The sequence below is a fragment of the Martinezella sp. CNPSo 3732 genome (genome assembly GCF_057784515.1).
In genome coordinates this window covers 43639-65653 of sequence record NZ_JBXSOO010000014.1, presented here as the reverse complement: position 1 = coordinate 65653, position 22015 = coordinate 43639, and the positions used below count along the sequence as shown (strand labels likewise).

The following is a 22015-nucleotide window of genomic DNA, read 5'->3' as shown; positions in this document are numbered from 1 at the left end:
ACAGCATCCCATAGAATCGAGAAAAGTGAAATCACATTCCCGAATGACATCAGACGTGCAACGAGTCGCCGTCAGCAAATCGTGTCGGACATAAAGACAGAATAGAGTTCGTCGGCGCTCTTGGTCTGCCGCATCGCCGCCAGAACGCCTTCCGTCCGCAAACGCCTCGCGATCTCGGCAAGCACATTCAGATAGTCGCCCCGGCCGCCCTCTCCGAACAACAGCACGAAGGCCCATTCCGTCGGTACGTCGTCGATGGCTTCGAAATCGACAGGATGTGCAAAATGCACCATCAGTCCCCAAGGCCTCGTCATGCCAGCGATGGCGGCGTGCGGCACCGCAACGCCATTGCCGATACCCGTCGTGCCCAATTTTTCGCGCGTCTCCAGCGCCCGCATGACCACTGCCTCGTCCAGGCCAAAGCAATGGGCTGCCTTCGACGACAGCATCTGCAACGCCCGCCATTTGGTCGGGACCGAGATGCCGACAAAAACATGCTCGGGAAGAATGATGGTGGAGAGGTCCATGGTTGCGCTCAGGATCGGGTGATTGTTCGTTCAGAAATGATGTTCATCGCCACAAGATCGAGCTGATGTCATCTCGATCCCAGGTTCTAAATCCTGGCGGTCTCAATCCGGTTCACGCAGCCGATAACCGACACCTGTTTCGGTGGTGATATAGCGTGGCTGATCCGGGATTTCTTCGATCTTCTGCCGGAGCTGGCGCACATAGACGCGCAAATATTGCACATCGGCGGCCGGTCCCCAGATCTGCTTCAGCAGGAACTGGTGCGTCAGAACCTTGCCGGCATGCTGGGCGAGCACGCGCAGGATGTCGTATTCCTTTGGCGACAGCTTGATCTCCTTGCCATCGACCTTGACGATGCGCTTGACAAGATCGAGGGAAAGGCCGCCGGTCTGGAAAATCGCCTTCTCGCCCTGCTGCTGCAGGCGATGGCGCAGCGCTACCCGGATGCGGGCAGCAAGCTCGTTGACGCCGAAAGGCTTGGTCACATAATCATCGGCGCCGCTCTCGAGCGCCTTGACGATACCAGCTTCATCGGTGCGGCTTGACAGGATGACCACCGGGATCTGCACCCCATCCTCGCGCCAACCGAGCAACAGATCCTGGCCTGATTTATCCGGCAGGCCGAGATCGAGCACGATCAGATCGGGCTGGTCTTCATCGATCGACGCCTGGGCTGACGCGGCGCTCTGCGCTTCATTGACGACATAGCCCTGGGCACCGAGGCCCACGCGCAGCAATTTGCGGATCGGCGGCTCGTCATCGACGACGAGAATCTTGACGGCGGTGGTGTTCATTTCAATTCATCCAGCTTCAGGACATCTGTTGGTTTCGGCAGGCGAATGGTGAAGACCGCTCCCTGCCGATCCGTTCTGTTACCGGCGGCAATCGTGCCGCCCATCGCCTCGATGAAACCGCGGCAGATGGAAAGGCCAAGCCCGGTTCCGGCGCGCACCTGATCACCCTTGCGCACGCGATAGAAGGTATCGAAGACGCGCTCGAGATCAGCGGGCGGAATACCTGGTCCCTCGTCCATCACCCGGAAGACGATATTGTCGATATCGGCCCAGGCCTCCAGCCGAATGGCCGATCCTTCCGGCGCATATTTGGCGGCATTGTCGAGCAGGTTGAAGAGCACTTGCTCGAACAGGACCGGGTCAACCTTCACCATCGGCAGATCGACGGGCATCTGCACGTCGACACGGTGATGCGCCAGGATTTTTTCCGCCCGCCGCAGCGCGCTGCCGACGATATCGCCGGCATAATGCAGGGCGTAATTCGGCTCCATCGCGCCGGACTCGATCTTGGTCATATCGAGGAGATTGGCGATGAAACGGTTGAGCCGTTCTGATTCGTCGATGACGGTCGACAGGAGATCGACGCGATCTTCGTGCGGCAATGTTTCCAGATAGTCGCGCAAGGTACCTGCTGCCCCAAGGATGGCGGCGAGCGGCGTCTTTAGGTCATGGGAAATGGATGTCAGCAGTGCGGAGCGCAGCCGATCCGCCTCGACGGCGAGTTTGGCCCGGTCGACATCGGCCACCAGTTGTACGCGCTCGATGGCAAGGGCGGCCTGATCGGCGAGCGCGTCGAGCAACCGCTGTTGCTCCGGCGTCAAGAGCGGGCCGTCGCGCCGGTCGCTATCGAGGCCGATGACGCCGACGGCGGTTCGGCCGGTGCGGAGCGGAACGTAAAGGCGCTTCGCGCCAGGCAGGGTATCGGCGCCGCGGCCGGCGGCATGATTATGCTCCCAAGCCCACCGTGCCGCCGCAATATCGGCGTCGTCGAGCGTGTCGTCAGGCGGATAGCCCGCCCTGACAGCGATCGTGCCATGCTCCGGCAGAAGCAGCACGACCCGCAGCTTCAGCATCGATGCCAACTGAAAAGCGGTTGCCCAGAGAACATCGTCGAGCGTGCCGGTACCGGCGAGCTTCTTGGAAAAGAGATAGAGGTCTTCGGTGGTTCGCGCCCGTTGCCGCGCCGCCGCCGCCTGTCGCTGCACAGTCGCCGTCAGGTTACTCGCAATGACCGCGACACCGAGGAAGAAGAAGAAGGCAAGCACGCTTTCGGGATCACTGATCGTCAGCGTGTAGCGCGGAGGCAGAAAAAAGAAGTTGAAGGCAAGAGCGCCGAGAAAACAGGAGTAAAGTGCCGGACGCAGACCTTGCGTCACGGCGCTTACCAGCACCGCCATCAGGAAGACCAGCGCCAAATTGCGGACATCCAGCACCTGATCGAGGATGACGCAGAAGCCGAGCGCGATGGCAACATAGAGCGTTGCCAGGACATAACCACGAAACTGGAAGGGCGGCGGCGAAGGCGCCACTTTGACACCCCGCTTTGCAGCCTCGCCATCCGCTTCGCTGCCGGAAATGACATGGACGCTGATGTCCCCGGCCCTGCGGATGAGATCGTAGGACACCGAACGCCGCGACCAATCGCGCCAGGAGCCGATTTTTGGCGAGCCGATGACGATGTGGGTGACATTGTTGCTCGCCGAATGGCGAAGCAATTCCTCCGCCACCTCGCGGCCCGGAAGTGTGATAGCTTCACCGCCAAGCTGCTCGGCGAGCCGCAGCGTTGCGGCAATCGTGTCACGCTGCGCCTCACTCAAACTGATCGAGCGGTTGGTCTCGACATAGACGGCTGCCCAGGGGGCCCGCAAGCGCGCGGCCATGCGGGCGGCATAGCGGACAAGTGCAGCCGAACGCGGGTGATGATCGATCGAAACGAGCACGCGCTCGCCGGCAGCCCAAGGGCCCTGGATCGCGTGCGCCTGCATATGGGTCAGAAGCTGATCATCGACGCGCTGGGCGGTGCGCCGCAGCGCCAGTTCGCGCAGTGCGGTCAAGTTGCCGGGCGTGAAATAATTGGTCAGCGCCCGCTCAGCCGTCTTCGAGACATAGACCTTGCCGTCATGCAGCCGCTTGATGAGATCATCCGGCGTCAGATCGATGATCTCGACATCATCTGCCATGTCGATGATCGAATCCGGTACCGTCTCGCGCACGCGGATGCGAGTAATCTGCGAGACGACGTCATTCAGGCTTTCGACGTGCTGGATATTCAGCGTCGTATAGACGTCGATCCCACGGTCGAGAAGCTCCTTCACATCGAAATAGCGTTTGGGATGCCGGCTGCCATAAGCATTGGTATGCGCAAGTTCGTCGACAAGCACCAGTTCGGGGCGGCGCTTCAGGATGGCATCGAGATCCATTTCCTCAAGCGCCCTGCCCTTATAGTCGACATTGACGCGCGGAACGATCTCGAATCCTTCAAGCAGGGCCTGTGTCTCGCGGCGGCCATGGGTCTCGACGACACCGACCACGACATCGACGCCGTCGGCAATCTTTGCCCTGCCCGACATCAGCATCTCATAGGTTTTGCCGACGCCGGGTGCCGCTCCCAGGAATATCTTCAGCCGTCCGCGTGTTTCCGCCCGCGCCTTTTCGAGAAGCGCATCGGGAGAAGGCCTCCCCAACATATCGCGGCTGTCCTCTGCCATTCGCGGATCGTCTTTCCTGATAGGTTGAGACGGCGCTAACCGTCTCAACCCCTTCAACTTATTGAGTCATAGAAGCATCGAGCGCCTGGTTCAATGCCAGCACATTGACCACAGGCTCGCCGAGAACGCCGAGCTCGCGGGGCTCGATGGCTGCCTCGACGAGCGACTTGACCTTGGCCTCATCCATGTTGCGGACCTTGGCGACGCGCGGGACCTGGAAATAGGCATCTTCAGGCGAGATGTCCGGGTCAAGTCCGCTGCCCGATGTGGTAAGCAGATCGATCGGAACCGGCGTATTCGGATTCTGCGCCTGCAATGTCGCTGCATCACCCTTTATACGCGTGATCAGGCTCGAATTGGTCGGACCGAGATTGGAGCCGCCGGAATTGGCGGCATTATAGGGTGCGGAAACCGATTTGGTCGGGTCATTCGGATCGGCGCCGGTCGTGGCCGACGGACGACCGTGAAAATACTTATCCGCCGTAAAATTCTGACCGATAAGGCTGGAGCCGATCACCTTGCCGTCCTTCTCCACCAGGCTGCCATTGGCCTGGTGCGGAAAGAGCGCCTGGGCGACACCCGTCATGGCAAGCGGATAGGCAAGGCCGGTCAGAACGGTCGTGGCGACGATCATGACGATGGCGGGTCTGATTTGTTTCAACATGAGAGAAACTCCTTAGGTGAGGCCGATGGCGGTGATCGCCATGTCGATGGCCTTGATGCCGATGAAGGGGACGATGATGCCGCCGAGGCCGTAGATCAGCAGGTTGCGGCTAAGCAGCGCACCGGCGCCGATCGGACGATAGCGGACACCCTTCAGTGACAGCGGGATCAGTGCGACGATGATGAGCGCGTTGAAGATGATGGCCGAGAGAATGGCGCTTTGCGGCGTTGCCAGTCCCATGACGTTCAGCATCTTCAGCTGCGGATAGAAGGCGATGAACATCGCCGGGATGATGGCGAAATACTTCGCAATGTCGTTGGCGATGGAGAAGGTCGTCAGCGCGCCGCGTGTCATCAGCAGCTGCTTGCCGATCTCGACGATCTCGATCAGCTTCGTCGGGTCGCTGTCGAGATCGACCATGTTGCCGGCTTCGCGGGCAGCGACCGTACCGGTATTCATGGCAACGCCGACATCGGCCTGGGCGAGCGCGGGCGCATCGTTCGTGCCGTCGCCGCACATGGCGACCAGCTTGCCCTGTGCCTGCTCTTGACGCATCAGCGCCAGCTTCATTTCGGGCGTTGCCTGGGCGAGGAAGTCGTCGACGCCGGCTTCGGCGGCGATAGCAGCAGCTGTCAGCGGATTGTCGCCCGTGATCATCACGGTGCGGATACCCATGCGGCGCAGTTCCGCAAAGCGCTCACGGATGCCGCCCTTGACGATATCCTTAAGATGGATGACGCCGAGAAGACGACCGTCTCGCGCCACGGCAAGCGGCGTGCCGCCGGCCTTGGCGATCTCGTCGGCGATCACCTGCAGCTCACGTAGCGTTTCGCTCGTCGTGCGCGACATGACGGCCGTGCCTTCCGTCGCGCCGTTGGCAACACCTTCGACATAGGCGACGACGGCATCGACCGCGCCCTTGCGGATCGAGGAGCCATCGAGATCGACGCCGCTCATACGGGTCTGGGCGGTAAAGGGAACGAAGGTCGCCTTCAGGCTCGTCATGTCGCGCCCGCGGATCGCATATTTTTCCTTGGCAAGCACCACGATCGAGCGTCCTTCCGGTGTTTCATCGGCAAGCGAGGCAAGCTGGGCCGCATCGGCGAGGTCCTGCTCGCTGACGCCCCGAACCGGGCGGAAGGCGGTTGCCTGGCGATTGCCAAGCGTGATCGTGCCAGTCTTGTCGAGCAGCAGTGTATCGACGTCGCCAGCGGCTTCGACGGCGCGGCCGGACATGGCGAGCACGTTGAAGCGTACCAGACGGTCCATGCCGGCAATGCCGATTGCCGAGAGCAGAGCGCCGATCGTGGTCGGGATCAGCGTCACGAAGAGCGCGACGAGCACGACGGTCTGGATCGAGCCACCGGCATAGGCGGCAAAGCTCGGGATGGTGACGGTTGCGAGCACGAAGATCAGCGTCATGCCGGCCAGCAGGATGTTGAGCGCGATTTCGTTCGGCGTCTTCTGCCGCTCGGCGCCTTCGACTAGCGCGATCATACGATCGATGAAGGTCGAACCGGCTGCGGCGGTGATGCGCACGCGGATCTCATCCGACAGAACCTGGGTACCGCCCGTTACAGCCGAGCGGTCGCCGCCCGATTCACGGATGACTGGCGCGGATTCGCCGGTGATCGCGGCTTCGTTGACGGAGGCGACCCCTTCGATGACTTCGCCGTCAGACGGGATGATATCGCCGGCCTCGACCAGAACGACGTCGCCGACCTTCAAGCTGGTGCCGGGCACCATCTTGTAGTCGATGCGGCTGGTGCCGACTAAGAGCTTCGCCTGGGTTTCCGTGCGCGACTTGCGCAGCGAATCCGCCTGCGCCTTGCCGCGGCCTTCGGCGACGGCTTCGGCGAAGTTGGCGAACAATACCGTGAACCAAAGCCAGATATTGATCTGCAACGAAAAAGCGAGATTGCCGCCGCCGGTGACGAGGTCGCGCAGGAAGAGGACGGTCGTCAGCATCGAAACGACGGCGACCACGAACATGACGGGGTTCTTGGCGAGAGTGCGCGGGTTCAACTTCTTGAACGAAGCGCCGATCGCCGGAACGAGGATGCGAGAATCCAGAATACTCGCTGATTTTAACTGGCTCATAAGAGGCTCCAGCGTGAAGAGGAAAACGTCAGATCGGAACGCTGCCGATCAGCCGATTAAAAATCCGAAGACGACAAGGCCGAGGAACAGGGCAACCATCGCCAGCAAAATGGCGTCAGACGCGCACGTCATTCCGGCCGGGCCACGCCCCCTGTCGAAGGGGCGTGGATCGATGACTTTTCTAAGCTTGCCTAGAAGCAGTTGGCTCATGGCCGTCATTCCTTAGAGAGTCTGGCCTTAGAAGGTCTGGCCCGCGATCATCGCCAGATGTTCGACGATCGGTCCGAGCGCCAGCGCCGGGAAGAAGGTCAGGCCGCCGACGATCAGGATCGTGCCGACCAGGAGGCCAACGAAGAGCGGGCCATCCGTCGGGAAGGTGCCGGCCGAGGCAGGAACCGTCTTCTTACTGATCAGGGAACCGGCAATCGCAAGGGCCGGAACGATGACCAGGAAGCGGCCGATCAGCATGACGATACCGAGCGTGATATTGTACCAGGAGGTATTGCCGGTCAGGCCGCCGAAGGCCGAGCCGTTGTTTGCCGCGGCCGAGCTGTAGGCATAGAGGATTTCAGAAAAGCCATGCGGACCGGCATTGGCGATCGAGGCAACGGCGGAGGGCAATACCACGGAGATCGCCGTGAAGATCAGCATGCCGGCAGGCAGGCAAAGCACGGCGAGCATCGCCATCTTTACTTCCTTGGCCTCGATCTTCTTGCCGAGATATTCCGGCGTGCGGCCGACCATCAGGCCGGCAACAAAGATGGCGATGACGACGAACATCAGGATGCCGTAGAAACCGGCGCCGACGCCGCCGACGATGACTTCGCCGAGCTGCAGGTTGATGAGGGGGATCAGCCCGCCGATCGCCGTGAAGCTGTCGAGCATGCCGTTGACCGCGCCGCAGGATGCGGCGGTGGTGATGACGGCGAAGAGCGAGGAGGCGGCAATGCCGAAGCGGACCTCCTTGCCTTCCATATTGCCGCCCTGGATACCGAGCGCGTGAACAAGCGGATTGCCTGCCGCTTCAGCCCAATAGGTGACGATCACGCCGGCAATGAACAGCGTGCCCATCGCAGCCAGGATCGCCCAGCCCTGCCGCTGGCTGCCGACCATGCGGCCGAAGACGTTGGTCAGCGCCGCGCCGATGGCGAAGATCGCCAGCATCTGCAGGAGGTTGGAAATCGCGTCCGGATTTTCGAAGGGATGCGCCGAGTTGGCGTTGAAGAAGCCGCCGCCATTCGTGCCGAGCATCTTGATGGCAAGCTGCGAGGCGACGGGACCGACGGCGATCGTCTGCTGCGCGCCCTCGAGCGTCGTGGCATTGACATACGGGCCAAGCGTCTGCGGCACGCCGAGATAGACGAAAGCAATCGTCAGCACGATGCAGATCGGCAAGAGGACATAGAGCGTCGCGCGGACCATATCGACCCAGAAGTTGCCGATCGCCTTGCCGGAGGCGCGCGCGAAAGCGCGGATCAGCGCAATGGCGATGGCGATGCCGGTTGCCGCGGAAACGAAGTTCTGCACAGTCAGGCCGACCATCTGCACGAGGTAGGACATCGTGCTTTCGCCGCCGTAGTTCTGCCAATTGGTATTGGTGACGAAGCTGGTTGCCGTGTTGAAGGACAGTTCCGGGCCGACTGCGGTCATGCCGGCCGGATTATACGGCAGGCTGCCTTGCAGGCGCTGGAGCGCGTAAAGAACGAGAAAGCCGGCGAGGCTGAACAGCAGCATGGAAACCGAGTAGGTCGTCCAGTGCTGCTCTTCGCGCTCATCCGTGCCGGCCAAACGATAAAGCCCCCGTTCCACAGGACGGAGGACGAAGGAGAGGAAGGTGCGCTCGCCGGTAAAGACTCGCGTCATGTAACCGCCGAGCGGTTTGACGAGCAGGAGAAGGATCCCGATGTAAATGAGGATCTGAAGCCATCCGTTGAAGGTCATGGAGGTAACTTTCCCTATCCAGCGCTGTCAGAAGCGCTCGGGGCGAATGAGAGCATAGACCAGGTAGACGGTGAGAAAGATCGTCACGCCGCCACCGAGAATGTAATCGAGAAGCATTGCCGTCTCTCCGACTAGAGGCTGTCGCAGGCCTTGGTATAAGCGACGCAAAGGAGGAAGAATAAAACGCCGATCCCGACAAGAAGAATGTCCATCATCGATCGCGAGTCCTTGATTGTTATTGTTGAATGCAGAAATGATGGAGAGCGCCCTTACTCAGAGCGCCTCTTTTCCTGCCGACCTGGAAGATCACTTGAGGTGCATCTTCCAGACGTAATATGCGGCCGAACCGCATTAAGGTTCGAGACGGCGCAAAAGCGGAAGATATAAAAATCTTATAAATGCCGATGCGGGTGACGACGGTCTGAAAATCTGCTCATACGCGAAGCAGATGCCGGCCTGTGCTGCCGAACCCGTCCGAAAATTGACGCGCCTTATAGACACGCGGCTGTTATTTCAATGCATGACGCTTGATGCAGCATTCCGGCGGTGATTTAGTCCGGCGATAAGTTGATCCGCACTCCCGACGGTCCAACCCCGACCATTCGCCCTCCAGAGAAACGCCAGCAAGTGACGACCAGCATCAGACATATCGCCAAACTCGCAGGAACATCGGTCTCGTCGGTCTCGCGGGTGCTGAACAATAGCGGCTATGCCTCTCCGGAACTGCGGGAGCGCGTTGAATCTGCCATCCGCACGCTCAACTACACGCCGAGCAAAGGCGCGCAGATGCTGCGCGGCGCGCCGAGCCGGATGATCGGGCTGATGCTGCCGTCGATCGACGTGCCCTTCTTCGGCATCCTTGCCCACGCAATCGAGCAGGAATTGTTCCAGCGCGGCTATCAGACCTTGATCTGCAGCACCGCCGAAAACATGGATCACGAAGCGCGCTATATTTCCATGCTGCTGTCGCAGCGCGTCGATGGCGTCATCGTTGCGAGCGCCTTCGGCAGCACGGAGCATTTCGAGGCCCTGCGCGAAGCCCATATCCCGATCGTCGCGATCGATCGCGAGCTTCCCGGAATAGCTGGTGATGCCGTTATGGCCGACCATGAGGAAGGCGGGCGGATGATGGCCCGCCACCTGATCGAACTCGGTCATCGAAAAATCGGCATTGTCGGCGCCCCTGCCCACAGTCAACCGGTCCAGCTTCGGCTTCGCGGCATCAAAGAGGAGATGGCCGAGCGCGGCATCGCACCCCCTGCCATCTTCATGGCGGAGGAACATAGTTTTGCCGCCACCTATCCGCTCGCAAAGCAATTGGTCGCCTCCCAGCCTCAGATGACTGGTATCATTGGCACGACCGATATATCGGCGATTGCTACAATTCATGCCGTTCAGGATCACGGCTTTTCCGTGCCGCGCGACTATTCGGTGATCGGGTTCGACGATCTGCCGGAGGCGGCCTATGTCTTTCCGCGACTGACGACCATCGCGCAGCCGATCCGCGGCGTCGGCGAGCAGGCCGTCCGGCGATTGGCGTCCCTGATCGATGAAGACCAGGCCGATGGCGAGCGGCGAATGGACACCCTTATCAAAATGCCCGTCACGTTGATCGAGCGCGACTCCACCGGCACCGTTCGCACATGAATGCGAGCAGCGCTCAGGGACGGACGATGACCTTGATTTCGCCGGCCAGCGGCGCGCTGCCAACCACGCCCGCGACATCTTCAAGGCCGATCGTCTTCGTAACAAGCGAATCCAGCTCTAAAATCCCGCTCGCCACAATGGCAGCAGCGCGAGCGTGGGTGAAAGGATTGAGATAGGCCGGCCTGATCTCGACCTCATTGACGAGTAGATCGAACGGCAAAACAGGCACTTCTAGCCCTGCCGGCGTTACACCGAAGAGGACGAAGACTCCGCCCCGCCGCGCCATCCGCAACCCGGTCTGAAGTGTTTCTTGCACGCCGGCGCATTCTATAACGACGTCAACGCCGCCGCCGGTCACATCCTGCACAGCAGCAACGGCATCGGTCGCCGTTGGATCGACGGCTTGTGTAGCACCCAAGCGCAAAGCCGCCTCCCGGCGCGATAGCTGCCTCGTGATCAGGAGGATCTGGCCTGCGCCTGCGAGGCGGGCCAATTGCACCATGAGAAGGCCGATGACGCCACCGCCCAATATGGCGACGCTGTCGCCCGGGCGGATCTTCGCCTTGTCGATGGCATGAATGCAGCAGGCGAGCGGCTCGCAAAAGGCTCCATGGACGGGATCAAGATCCGCAGGCAGCGTAAACGCCTGGCCACAGGGAACCGCGACATAATCGGCAAAGCCGCCATCCCGTGTCACACCGATAGCCTTCAAATTGGCGCAGAGATTCGGCCGCCCGCGCCGGCAGGCAGGGCAGGTACCGCAGGCAATATTCGGATCGACCGTTACGAGTTCCCCGCCCACAAAGGACGAAACACCCTCACCCACCTCTTCGACGAGGCCGCAAAACTCGTGGCCCAAGGTCACCGGGATCGCCGTCGGATATTCGCCCTTGTACATGTGCCGATCGGACCCACAGATGCCGGCGGCGAGCACCCGGACGATGATCTCTCCCGGCCCGACGCTCGGCTTCTCGACCATGCGCATGGTCATATCGCCGATCGCTTCCAAACGGACTGCCCTCATTCGCCTCCTCCAAGCATAAGGTTTGATTCTTTCGCTGTCGCGCCGCTCCCATCGGCACTATAGCACTCAATGATGCGCGTTGCCGCTCTGCAGCCGGCACTAGGCACGGACGGGTTGCATTTCCTTCACATCCTCCAGAAGTGCCGCCATGTCAGGGATGCCGTCCGTCGCGGTCGCTCCTCCAAGGCAACGGGCGGCGGCGGCATGTGCAACAGCGCAGATGCGCTCGACGGGCCAATCTTCATGCAGACCGTAAAGCACAGCGGCGCAGAAAGCATCGCCCGCGCCGACAGTGCTGACAATATCGGTCGGCTCGACAGGTCGGGGGCGTGAGATAATAGGCTTTGCGCCCGGCGCAAACCAGAAGCAGATTTCCGGGGCGTGAATGATTGCACCCTTTGCAACGCCTGCAGCCAGCAACCGTTCGCCGGCTGTCAGAAGTGCGGCCTCGTTCAACTCCCCTTCCGCGCTCCGTACGGTCACGCCGGTTGCCCGCCCTGCTTCGATTTCATTGATGATAAGGTAATCGCAGTATGGCAGCGCCGCACCGACCTTGGCCGCAAATTGCGGGTCCTCGCTGGAGACGAAATCGACGCAAGTTGTAAGGCCGGCATTGCGCGCTGCTTCGAGCAGGCGCGATGCGCCCGATCGGCCCTCCGCATCAATCCCGTCGAGACCGGGCAGAAGCATCAGATAACCGAGATAGAACAGCCGGTAACCGGCATCTGCAAAGACGGCAGGCGAAACCAGCGCGTCCGTCACCGCATCATTGGCACCACCATGATAGAAGAAGGTGCGGTTCTGCCCCGGCACATTCATGACATGGGTGTGGGCTGTTGCGCGGTCGGCAAGCTCCCGCAGACCGCTTGCATCAATACCCGCGTCTTGAAGTCGCGTCTTGACGATCCCGCCATCGATATCCGTGCCGATGCAGCCGGCGGCGGCAAGCTTTGCAGGAAAGCCGAGCGAGGCGAGATCGGTGACGACATTGGCGGCCCCCCCGCCAACGCCCACATCCTGATGCTGAATATAGGCAAGATTACCCTGCTCGGGCCAATAGGACAGCGTATGGACACGGTCTACAATGAAGTTTCCGGCACAAACGATGCCTCCCTTGTCTTTCTTTTCGCTAGCGCGAACCTCCTCCCCGGTCCGCATCAGCCACCTGCCTCGTTCCACAGGGGCCTGAGAGGCGGTTCATCCTCCTCGATCGCGGCGAAGCGCCCGATTGGCTCCAGAAAGTAATTATCGCTGTTGTCGTCGTTGACCTGACTGACTTCGCCGACGAAGACCGGCCCGCCGCCCTTTCGGCCATAGAAGCGATGATAAAGCCCCGTTCGGATCGTTACGCTCTGGCCAGGAGAAAGCACCAACGGCTCCCATGCGGCAAGCTTCGTCGGCACGCCGTCGACCGGGACGGTCACGTCATCCTGCAGCACATTGCCCTCGGCGTCGGTCGCAGCGAATTCGATGACGAGATCGCCGCCGGCCCTGTTGATGATATCCTCCATCTTCGCCTTGTGGCGATGGGTCGGCGTGACCTGCCCTTCCTCGACGAAAAGCAGCTTTTCGGCATAGGTCCGCTCGCCTTCGACACCGACGATGCCGTTGCGCAGGCAGAAGAGTACGAGGCCGCATTCGGCAAAGCGGCCGGAGCCGAAATCTGTGACGTCCCATCCCAATTGATGGGCGCGCAGATAGCGAGCCGCTTCCGGATTGGCGGTGAAATCCGCCGCGGTCCAATATCCCCATTCCGGCAGAGACCAGCGCCAATGGTCTAGGGTTTTGTCTGCACACCTGAGTGCTTCATTGATTTCGGAGCGCTTCATCGGGCGGTCGCTCCTTCGTAATCGACCGGCACGACGATATTTTCGCGGCCGGATTTCAGTGCCGCCGTCAGTACAGCGTGATGAGCCTGCGCTTCTGCCGGAGTGGCACAGGTAAAGCCGTTGGCGTTTCCACCCGCCAGCTCGTCGATGAAGGCCGCCCACATTTGCTGTATGGCATCCGCGAAGCCGAATTCGAAGATCTTGCCGGTAATTGCCGGGAAGAGCGAGCCGTATCCAAGGTCCTCGGTGCTCCAGGCTTGTGCACCGCCATTATAGTCCATCCACTGCCATTGCCGCGGCGACTTGGTGGTGAAGAAGGCACTCTTCTTCATGCCGAGGATGCGAATATACCAGGTATTGGCCTCCCCCGGTGCGATCCGCCAGGTCTTCAGTACCATCGGAAAATCCTGGCCGCCCGCGCTGACGCGGGTATTGATCGTCGCATTGTCCCAGGTCGTGCACGGCACCATGCCGCCCTTGCCATCCGGGCGCTCGGTGATCTTCTTGACCAGTTGCGCATGCAGCGTCTGCGGGCGCCAGCCCAGCCGCAGGGGCACATGCAGCACATGCATACCGAGATCGCCCATGCAGCCATAATCGCCATTGATATCGGCCATGCGCTTCCAGTTGATCGGCTTTTGCCTGTCAATGTCGGACGAATGCAGAAAGCCGGCCTCGACCTCGAGAATATCGCCCATCTCGCCGCTTTCAGCGAGCGCGAGGACCTTCTGTGCCCCAGGAAAGAAGGGCATTTCCGACGAGCAGCGAACCAGAAGCTTCGGGTTCTCGGCGAGAACCGCCATGATCTCGCGGTTCTGTGCCGCATCCATGCCAAACGGCTTTTCGCCGAGCAGATGCTTTCCGGCCTTCAGAATGTCGACATAGAACTGCTGGTGCAGCACATGCGGCACGGCGCAATAGACGGCGTCGACATCCGGATTGGCCAGCAACTCCTTATAGTCGCTGGTGAACTGTCGGACCGACGGAACATTATCCTTGAACCAGTCCAGCAGTACCGCATTGGTATCGCAGACGGCAACGATTTCCGGCCACGCCCTCATGTCGGCAAGATGCAGCCAGCGCGCCGCAGCGCTTGCGAATTCGCGCCCCATCAGGCCACAGCCGATGACGCCGAAGCGGAATACCTTCTTCATGTTTCCTCCTCCCACGATGCGTCAGGCGAGATGCCGCGAGGCGTCTTCGACCGAAGCCTCCTCATGGACAATCGCCATCAGGGCGCGCGTCATGCCAGCGGGATTGCTGTGCTGGATAACGTTGCGACCATAGACGATGCCGCGGGCGCCCTGCTCCATCAACTGCTTTGTGCGCAAAAGGATTTCCTGATCCGAGACGCGTCCGCCGCCGCGCACCAGTACGGGCAAACCTTGCGCGATCTCGATGACGCGGTGGTAGTCCTGAACATTGTCACAGGGGTCGGCCTTGATGATGTCGGCGCCGAGTTCGGCAGCCTGACGCACCAGCGGCAGGATCTTGTCGATCGCGCCATCGACCATATAGGCACCCTTGGAATTATCCTGCATGACCAGCGGCTCGACCATCAGCGGCATGCCGTAAATCTCGCACTCGCGCTTGAGGCTGTTCACGTTGCGCACGCAGGCGCGGTAGACTTCGGGCTGGTCCGGCAGCATCAAAAGATTGACGACGACGCAAGCGGCATCAAGTGCCACCGCCTGCTCCACGCCCCGGTCGATCATCTCGGAAAACAGTGCCGAGGGCAGCGGATTGCCGTAAATGTTGGCGATATCGGTCCGCAGCACCAGAGTCGGACGATTTTTGCCGGGAATTGCCTGCAGAATGGGTGCAGTGCCTGGCGGAAGCTGAATGGCATCGGGCGCAGCATCGGCAATGACCTTGATCGCCGTGCGCATGTCCTCGATGCCGGCGAGAAAGGTCCGTTCATTGAACATGCCATGATCGATGGCGACGTCGAAGCAATTTCCGGACACGCCGAACAGGCGGTTGAGCCGCGCGGATTTCATCTGTTTCCTCCCGATGTGGTAACGTTTCCACATCGGTACATTAGAGGACTGATTTGGCGAGTCAAGGCGAATGCCGCGCCGTCCTCGGCACCCGCCCGACGCCTTCAGGTTTAAAGGATGAGGACAATCAGTTTATGGATATGACCAGCCGCCCCGATCCCTCGCGAAGCGGTTCCTTGCGGAAGCTGCGCAGGTCAGTGCAGTTCCGTTCCCTGGATTGCTGACAGCATCCAGTCCGAACCCGGCTTGCGCACGAAGGTCCAGAGTTCCGTCGTTTCCGAGGGGTTGCGGTCGTCGCCGTCGACGACTTTCCCGGTCGTGCGATCGACCATCGCGTCGATACTCGAATAGCGCATGGCAAGCGTCGCATATTCGGCATTGTCCTCGCGCCAGGCCTCGGCGATATCGCCTTGCAGCAGGCGCACGTCGGAAACGCTGTTGCGCACGCCGCTGGTCGCGTTTTCCCCAAGTTCTTCGGCGAGGTAGGACATGGCTTCCGGCGTGGTCAGCCGGCGCAGCGTGGCATAATCTTCCTTGCCATAGGCCGACTGGATTTCTGTCAGAAGGTGCTCGAAGCGATCGAGATCGGCCTGCTGCAGCCCGATCTCGTCATTGGCTTGGCGCGCTTTCGGCGCAGCTGCCGCTCCGCCGCCGATAGACGGGATGGAGAAGGAAGGACGCGGGGAAGCACCCGCATTGTTCATGGGGTTCATATTGTAGGACGACCCAGATCCCGTTGCTGCATATTGCGTGCGCTGGCGGTTTGCGAAGAATCGCATGGCAAAGCTGATGAGCAGCACGATCAGGCCGATCTGCAGCAGCATGCCGAGGAAGCCGATGCCGCCGCCAAAACCATGACCGAGCATCATGCCCAGTAGACCGCCGGCGATCAGGCCGCCGATCATCGACCCACCGAAGCCGCCGAAAAGGCCTGGACGCTGCGGCGCGCCGAGCGGCGGCTGGGTCGTGGTCTGCTGCTGCGGCCGCTGCGTCATCGACCGATCGATCGGGGCAGCCTGCGTGGGCGCCGTCCGCGTTATGGCCGGGGTATCAAAGGTACGCGTCCCACGGCTTCCAAAGCCGCTGGATCCAGCCCGACGCGCATCGGCGGCGTCAAAGGTCGCTACGGAAGAAGCGGCGGCAAGGACGACGATGGCTGCGATCTTGGCAAAACGCGGTACTGCACTGAACATTGGCTCTCCTGTCATAGGGCAGAAAGACTAATCCGCCCCTATATGGGGATGCCTGTTCCTGATTGTAAGGCTGCGATTTTAAGTTGGTGCAACTTTCAGATTTCAATCCAGAGCAAGCCGGCCGCGCAAGCACGCGGATGATTGCCACAACCCTCGAAGACGATCCTAATCTTCATCCGCTCCTTCGGTCAAACCGTCATAGACTTCCATCATCGCATTGGTAATCGCCTGGCCAAGCGCGTTACCGGCCGCGCGGACATCATCCTCAGTGCCGTCCCGTGCCGCTCTCGCCAGTTCAAAGCCCTCGTCGCTGATGATCTGCTTTGCGATCTCGATGGCCCAAAGCCCGAAATCGCCGCGGTTACCTATCTTGATCTCGTGTTCCATTGTCCGTCCCATCATTTATCACAGCCAAGCCTCTATAGACCTGTCGGGCAAAAGGCCAGTTTCAATGACCCGTTACCGCTCGCATCCGGATGGCGAAGAGGGCGCTGAAGCTCTGATTCCGGCCCTTTCAGCAGATTCGCAGGCGTCTGCGGTAGCATGGAGCGCTCTCCCATCGGCCGCCCGACCGAGCCCATGACTGGAAAAACGCTTGCGGAAAGCGTTCAAAATGGCCTCGATGCGTCGGAACCTGTGGAAATACAGGCATTCTCGGCCTTTCCGGCCCCGACTCCAGGTGACAATGGACATCGTCAATGGAAATGATTCCAGCGTCATCAATGCGGGGGAAGCCTCATGACCACCACCAATGAAATCGCAGACAAGATCGCTGCAGACCACAAGCTTACCAAAGTCCAGAGCAAGGCGATTGTCGAAGCCGTCTTTGCAGCCATTACCGGAGCCGCAACATCCGGCGCCGAAACCTCGATCCCGGGCTTTGGCAAGTTCAAAGTCAAGGATACGCCGGCGCGCGAAGCACGCAATCCGGGCACGGGCGCAACCATCAAGGTTGCCGCATCGAAGAAGCTCGCCTTCACGCCGGCAAAGGCGCTGAAGGATGCGCTCAACAAGTAATCCGGATCGTTAAGGTCCGAGGGATCAATGGCCGGCTCTATTTGTTAGAGCCGGCCGTTTGTGTTTCCAAGCGGAGATGAGCGCCGCTCAGCGACGGCTGCCGTCAGGGCACCGTTTCCAAGGCGACGGCTCGAACGGCTTGAGCTGCGCCAAGCTCGATCCTCAGAAATTCCAGTCCTCATCCTCCGTGGCAACGGCCTTGCCGATGACATAGGACGAGCCGGAGCCGGAGAAAAAGTCGTGGTTCTCATCCGCATTCGGCGACAGCGCCGAAAGGATGGCCGGGTTGACCTTGCAGGCTTCGGCCGGAAAAAGCGCCTCATAGCCGAGATTCATCAGGGCCTTGTTGGCGTTGTAGTGCAGGAACTTCTTGACGTCTTCGGTCAGGCCGACGCCGTCATAGAGCGCTTCGGTATATTTGGCCTCGTTGTCATAAAGCTCCAACAGCAGATCGAAGGCGAAATCCTTGATTTCCTGGCGCTGCCCGTCCGAAAGCCGCTCCTGCCCGCGCTGGAACTTGTAGCCGATGTAATAGCCATGCACGGCTTCATCACGGATGATGAGACGGATCATGTCGGCGGTGTTGGTGAGCTTGGCGCGGCTCGACCAGAACATCGGCAGGTAGAAGCCGGAATAGAACAGGAAGCTCTCGAGGAAAACGCTGGCAACCTTTTTCTTCAGCGGATCGCCGGACGCATATTGCTCCATGATCAGCGCCGACTTGCGCTGCAGGAATTCGTTCTCCTCAGACCAGCGATAGGCGTCGTCCACGTCCGGCGTCAGGCAGAGCGTCGTGAAGATCGACGAGTAGGAACGTGCATGCACGGCTTCCATGAAGGAAATGTTCGACAGCACAGCCTCTTCATGCGGGGTCGCGGCATCGGCCATCAGCTCGACCGAACCGACACCGTTCTGGATCGTGTCGAGCAAGGTCAATCCGGTGAAGACGCGGATGGTGAGCTGCTGCTCCTCAGGCTTGAGTGTCGCCCAGGATTGGATGTCGTTCGACAAGGGCACCTTCTCCGGCAGCCAGAAATTGCCGGTCAGACGGTTCCAGACCTCAAGATCCTTGTCGTCCTCGATGCGGTTCCAATTGATGGCGCGAACGCGGCTTGCCGGCTTGAATTGCATATTCATTTTCATCGTCCCTCAAACGTTCAGAGCGTGCAGGAAACGCAGCCCTGAACCTGCGTGCCTTCGAGCGCCATCTGACGAAGGCGGATGTAATAGATAGTCTTGATACCCTTCTTCCAGGCGTAGATCTGCGCCTTGTTGATATCGCGCGTTGTCGCGGTATCGCGGAAGAACAGCGTCAGCGACAGGCCTTGGTCGACATGCTGGGTGGCCGCAGCATAGGTGTCGATGATCTTTTCCGGCCCGATCTCGTAAGCATCCTGGTAATAGTCGAGATTGTCGTTGGTCATGAAGGCGGCCGGATAATAGACGCGGCCGATCTTGCCTTCCTTGCGAATCTCGATCTTCGAGACAATCGGATGGATCGAGGAGGTCGAGTGGTTGATATAGGAGATCGAGCCTGTCGGCGGCACGGCCTGCAGGTTCTGGTTATAGAGCCCGCCCTCCATAACAGCTCTTTTCAACGCGCACCAATCTTCCTGCGTCGGGACGGCGATGCCGGCGGTTTCGAAGATTTCCGCGACGCGCTCGGTCGCCGGCTTCCATTCCTGGTTCGTGTATTTGTCGAAATATTCACCGGAAGCGTATTTCGAATTCTCGAAGCCCTTGAAGCTTTGGCCGCGCTCGACAGCAAGCAGGTTCGAGGCGCGAATGGCGTGGTAGGTGACCGTGTAGAAATAGATGTTGGTGAAGTCGACGCCTTCTTCCGAACCGTAGAAAATGCGCTCGCGGGCGAGATAGCCGTGCAGGTTCATCTGGCCGAGGCCGATCGCATGGCTTTCGTCATTGCCCTTCTCGATCGAGGGTACGGAGGAGATATGGCTCATGTCCGAGACGGCCGTCAGCGCACGGATCGACATTTCGATCGTCTTGCCGAAATCCGGGCTGTCCATTGCGGCAGCAATATTCAGAGAACCGAGATTGCAGGAGATGTCCCTGCCCATATGCTTGTAGGACAGGTCATCGTTGTATGCGCTGGATTCGCTGACCTGCAGGATTTCCGAGCAGAGATTGCTCATGGTGATGCGGCCGGCAACCGGATTGGCGCGGTTCACCGTGTCCTCGAACATGATGTAGGGATAGCCGCTTTCGAACTGGATTTCGGCGATCACCTGGAAGAATTCGCGCGCCTTGATCTTCTTCTTGCGGATGCGGCTGTCGGCCACCATCTCGCGATACTTCTCCGTCACCGAAATCTCGGTAAATGGCACGCCATAAACGCGCTCCACATCATAGGGCGAGAATAGGTACATATCCTCGTTGTTCTTCGCGAGCTCGAAAGTAATGTCCGGAATGACCACGCCGAGCGACAGTGTCTTGATGCGGATCTTCTCGTCGGCATTTTCGCGCTTGGTATCGAGGAAGCGCATGATGTCGGGATGGTGAGCGTTGAGATAGACAGCGCCCGCGCCCTGCCGCGCCCCAAGCTGGTTGGCGTAGGAAAAGGAGTCTTCCAGCAGCTTCATGACGGGAATGATGCCGGACGACTGGTTCTCGATATGCTTGATCGGCGCACCGGCCTCACGGATGTTGGTGAGCGATAGCGCCACGCCACCGCCGCGTTTCGAAAGCTGCAGTGCCGAGTTAATGGCGCGGCCGATCGATTCCATATTGTCTTCGACACGCAGCAGGAAGCAGGAGACCAGCTCACCACGCTGCTTTTTGCCGGCATTGAGAAAGGTCGGCGTTGCCGGCTGGAAGCGTCCAGAAATGATCTCGTCGACCAGATCGCGCGCAATCTGCTCGCTGCCCTGCGCCAGCGTCAGCGCGACCATGCAGATGCGGTCTTCATAACGCTCAAGATAGCGCTTTCCGTCAAAGGTCTTCAGCGTGTAGCTGGTGTAGTATTTAAAGGCGCCGAGGAAGGTCGGAAAACGGAATTTCTTCGCATAGGCGTGATCGAAGAGATCGCGCACGAAATTGAAGGAATACTGATCCAGCACCTCCTGCTCGTAGTAGCCTTCCCTCACCAGATAATCGAGCTTTTCCCTGAGGTTATGGAAGAAGACCGTGTTCTGATTGACGTGCTGGAGGAAGTATTGCTTGGCCGCCATACGATCCTTGTCGAGCTGGATCTTTCCGTGCTCGTCATAGAGGTTCAGCATGGCGTTCAGTGCGTGATAATCCAATGCTGGTTCCGCCGCCTTGGCTGGCCGATCATTCGTGGTAGCAGAAAAAGTGCTCTGCGGTTTTTCGCCCGCGTCCCGCAACAAAGAAGAGCTTAGCGTATCCAAAATCGTTCCAATCCCTGTCTGACATTGGCGACATCCTCATCCGTGCCCAGAAGTTCGAACCGATAGAGATACGGCACCTGGCATTTGGCAGAGATGATGTCGCCGGCGATCCCGTAGGTCGCGCCGAAGTTGCTGTTGCCCGCGGCGATGACCCCGCGGATGTTCGAACGGTTGCCCGCATCGTTGAGGAAGCGGATCACCTGCTTGGGCACGGCCCCTTTGCCACCGTCGCCGCAATAGGTCGGGACGATCAGGACATAGGGCGAGGTCGTTCGAAATTCGTCTCCCGCGGCAAGCGGGATACGAGCAGCCGGCAATGCGAGCTTCGTAACGAAGCGATGGGTATTTTCCGACCGGCTGGAGAAATAGACGATCTCGCCCACCGCCCGGCTCCTTAAGCGAGAGCGCTGATCATGTCGGGACGGAAGCCGGCCCAATGCAACTCCCCGGCGACGACAACCGGAACCTGGCGATAGCCGAGACCCTGCACCAGCTCATAGGCGGCGGCATCGGTCGATACGTCGACGATGGTGTAGTCGATGCCTTGGCGATCAAGCGCGCGGGTCGTGGCTGTGCACTGGACGCAGGCGGGCTTGCTGTAGACGGTGATGCTCATGAGATATCCTCGTATGGATGGGCACGGAAAATCGCTCGGGCATCGGATGATGCCCGCTCGGCGGGTGAAAAGTGGAGCAAACCTAGCCGGCGGCCGGACGCATTTAAGCGGCCGTCACTCGCGCGGGCGACTATAGATACTCAGGAACATGGACTTCACCCCGAAGTTATCAGCGGGATCTTCGAGGAAGCGAGGGCGGCCATTATGCCGCATGGACCATCGCTCGCCAGCCGGACACCCCGCCCGTGGACGTCAATGCTCAAGGCAGGTCTCCTGGCTCGCGGGTCATAACATTCGTCTTGCCTTCCCAAGACACACGGTCTCAGTGACGTCATCGAACGAATGCTCACCGCTCACAGTTGCGGGGGCAGCTCCGGCTTGGCGATCATCATGTTCGCCGACCGGATTCCCGTCTTAGCCTCCAATTCTTGCGAATCAGAAGAACCTCGAACACTATATATAGTATCTTCAGTTAAAATTGCGTCAACTGCTTCGATGGCCTCAAGCCAATTTCGATGTTGATGAATTCCGACAATCCCGCCTGCCGCGTGCACAGGGGCTGGACAGATGCAGCGTTACTTCATTA

At 60.0% G+C, this 22015-nt stretch carries 21 protein-coding genes and 1 riboswitch; of the genes, 2 read left to right on the top strand and 19 right to left on the bottom strand.

What is annotated here, in order from left to right:
* Window positions 1-71: 71 nt before the first annotated feature.
* From AC13RM_RS21255 to kdpF, 8 genes are all read right to left on the bottom strand, one after another.
* Window positions 72-527, bottom strand: coding sequence for a PTS sugar transporter subunit IIA (locus AC13RM_RS21255; protein WP_374819839.1), 456 nt, complete (start codon window positions 525-527; stop codon window positions 72-74).
* A gap of 102 nt (window positions 528-629) precedes the next feature.
* Window positions 630-1322 (bottom strand): response regulator, encoded by a 693-nt coding sequence (locus AC13RM_RS21250; protein WP_285173797.1) that lies wholly within the window; start codon window positions 1320-1322, stop codon window positions 630-632.
* Window positions 1319-4030, bottom strand: a complete 2712-nt coding sequence (locus tag AC13RM_RS21245) for a DUF4118 domain-containing protein (protein ID WP_374819842.1) — start codon at window positions 4028-4030, stop codon at window positions 1319-1321. Before AC13RM_RS21245 ends, AC13RM_RS21250 begins: the two co-directional genes overlap by 4 nt.
* Before the next feature lie 58 nt (window positions 4031-4088).
* Window positions 4089-4694 (bottom strand): K(+)-transporting ATPase subunit C, encoded by a 606-nt coding sequence (locus AC13RM_RS21240; RefSeq protein ID WP_095437455.1) that lies wholly within the window; start codon window positions 4692-4694, stop codon window positions 4089-4091.
* A 12-nt stretch (window positions 4695-4706) separates the two neighbouring features.
* Entirely contained in the window at window positions 4707-6794 is a 2088-nt protein-coding gene (gene kdpB / locus AC13RM_RS21235) for a potassium-transporting ATPase subunit KdpB (protein ID WP_374819845.1), read from the bottom strand.
* A gap of 48 nt (window positions 6795-6842) precedes the next feature.
* Window positions 6843-7004, bottom strand: a complete 162-nt coding sequence (locus tag AC13RM_RS21230; protein ID WP_440480317.1) for a hypothetical protein — start codon at window positions 7002-7004, stop codon at window positions 6843-6845.
* Between the two features lie 27 nt (window positions 7005-7031).
* The gene (gene kdpA, locus AC13RM_RS21225) at window positions 7032-8735 is read right to left on the bottom strand and encodes a potassium-transporting ATPase subunit KdpA (protein ID WP_374819849.1); all 1704 of its coding nucleotides are present in this window, start codon (window positions 8733-8735) and stop codon (window positions 7032-7034) included.
* A 27-nt stretch (window positions 8736-8762) separates the two neighbouring features.
* On the bottom strand, window positions 8763-8852 hold the full coding sequence (gene kdpF, locus AC13RM_RS21220; protein WP_041678183.1) for a K(+)-transporting ATPase subunit F: 90 nt from the start codon (window positions 8850-8852) through the stop codon (window positions 8763-8765).
* 510 nt (window positions 8853-9362) lie between these two features.
* Here kdpF and AC13RM_RS21215 point away from each other — a divergent pair.
* A complete protein-coding gene (locus tag AC13RM_RS21215; protein ID WP_374819852.1) occupies window positions 9363-10382 on the top strand; it encodes a LacI family DNA-binding transcriptional regulator in 1020 nt (339 codons plus the stop codon).
* 13 nt (window positions 10383-10395) lie between these two features.
* Here AC13RM_RS21215 and AC13RM_RS21210 read toward each other — a convergent pair whose 3' ends face one another.
* The 7 genes from AC13RM_RS21210 to AC13RM_RS21180 form a co-directional block, all read right to left on the bottom strand.
* A complete protein-coding gene (locus AC13RM_RS21210; protein ID WP_440480318.1) occupies window positions 10396-11406 on the bottom strand; it encodes a zinc-dependent alcohol dehydrogenase family protein in 1011 nt (336 codons plus the stop codon).
* 99 nt (window positions 11407-11505) lie between these two features.
* Window positions 11506-12564, bottom strand: coding sequence for a carbohydrate kinase family protein (locus AC13RM_RS21205; protein WP_488555510.1), 1059 nt, complete (start codon window positions 12562-12564; stop codon window positions 11506-11508).
* A complete protein-coding gene (locus AC13RM_RS21200) occupies window positions 12564-13235 on the bottom strand; it encodes a D-lyxose/D-mannose family sugar isomerase (protein ID WP_285173788.1) in 672 nt (223 codons plus the stop codon). Before AC13RM_RS21200 ends, AC13RM_RS21205 begins: the two co-directional genes overlap by 1 nt.
* A complete protein-coding gene (locus AC13RM_RS21195; protein ID WP_285173787.1) occupies window positions 13232-14389 on the bottom strand; it encodes a Gfo/Idh/MocA family protein in 1158 nt (385 codons plus the stop codon). The genes AC13RM_RS21200 and AC13RM_RS21195 overlap by 4 nt, the downstream gene beginning before the upstream one ends.
* A 21-nt stretch (window positions 14390-14410) precedes the next feature.
* Window positions 14411-15235, bottom strand: a complete 825-nt coding sequence (locus AC13RM_RS21190; protein WP_285173786.1) for a class I fructose-bisphosphate aldolase — start codon at window positions 15233-15235, stop codon at window positions 14411-14413.
* A gap of 194 nt (window positions 15236-15429) precedes the next feature.
* Window positions 15430-16428 carry a Tim44 domain-containing protein gene (locus AC13RM_RS21185; protein WP_285173785.1) on the bottom strand — a complete coding sequence of 333 codons (999 nt, stop codon included), beginning with the start codon at window positions 16426-16428 and terminating at the stop codon, window positions 15430-15432.
* Between the two features lie 165 nt (window positions 16429-16593).
* Entirely contained in the window at window positions 16594-16815 is a 222-nt protein-coding gene (locus AC13RM_RS21180; protein ID WP_285173784.1) for a hypothetical protein, read from the bottom strand.
* Between the two features lie 351 nt (window positions 16816-17166).
* Here AC13RM_RS21180 and AC13RM_RS21175 point away from each other — a divergent pair, with 351 nt between their 5' ends.
* The gene (locus AC13RM_RS21175; protein ID WP_069609985.1) at window positions 17167-17445 is read left to right on the top strand and encodes an HU family DNA-binding protein; all 279 of its coding nucleotides are present in this window, start codon (window positions 17167-17169) and stop codon (window positions 17443-17445) included.
* A gap of 162 nt (window positions 17446-17607) precedes the next feature.
* On the opposite strand, the gene nrdF is transcribed toward AC13RM_RS21175, so the two are convergent.
* From nrdF to nrdH, 4 genes are read right to left on the bottom strand one after another with little or no spacing between them, the layout of a single operon-like run.
* Window positions 17608-18582, bottom strand: a complete 975-nt coding sequence (gene nrdF / locus AC13RM_RS21170) for a class 1b ribonucleoside-diphosphate reductase subunit beta (protein WP_488555509.1) — start codon at window positions 18580-18582, stop codon at window positions 17608-17610.
* 20 nt (window positions 18583-18602) lie between these two features.
* On the bottom strand, window positions 18603-20792 hold the full coding sequence (nrdE, locus tag AC13RM_RS21165; protein ID WP_488555540.1) for a class 1b ribonucleoside-diphosphate reductase subunit alpha: 2190 nt from the start codon (window positions 20790-20792) through the stop codon (window positions 18603-18605).
* An 8-nt stretch (window positions 20793-20800) separates the two neighbouring features.
* Complete coding sequence (gene nrdI / locus AC13RM_RS21160) at window positions 20801-21196, bottom strand: class Ib ribonucleoside-diphosphate reductase assembly flavoprotein NrdI (protein ID WP_488555508.1); 396 nt, start codon at window positions 21194-21196, stop codon at window positions 20801-20803.
* A gap of 11 nt (window positions 21197-21207) precedes the next feature.
* Window positions 21208-21429, bottom strand: coding sequence for a glutaredoxin-like protein NrdH (gene nrdH, locus AC13RM_RS21155; RefSeq protein WP_095437442.1), 222 nt, complete (start codon window positions 21427-21429; stop codon window positions 21208-21210).
* 246 nt (window positions 21430-21675) lie between these two features.
* A riboswitch (cobalamin riboswitch) is annotated at window positions 21676-21893 on the bottom strand.
* Window positions 21894-22015 lie beyond the last annotated feature (122 nt).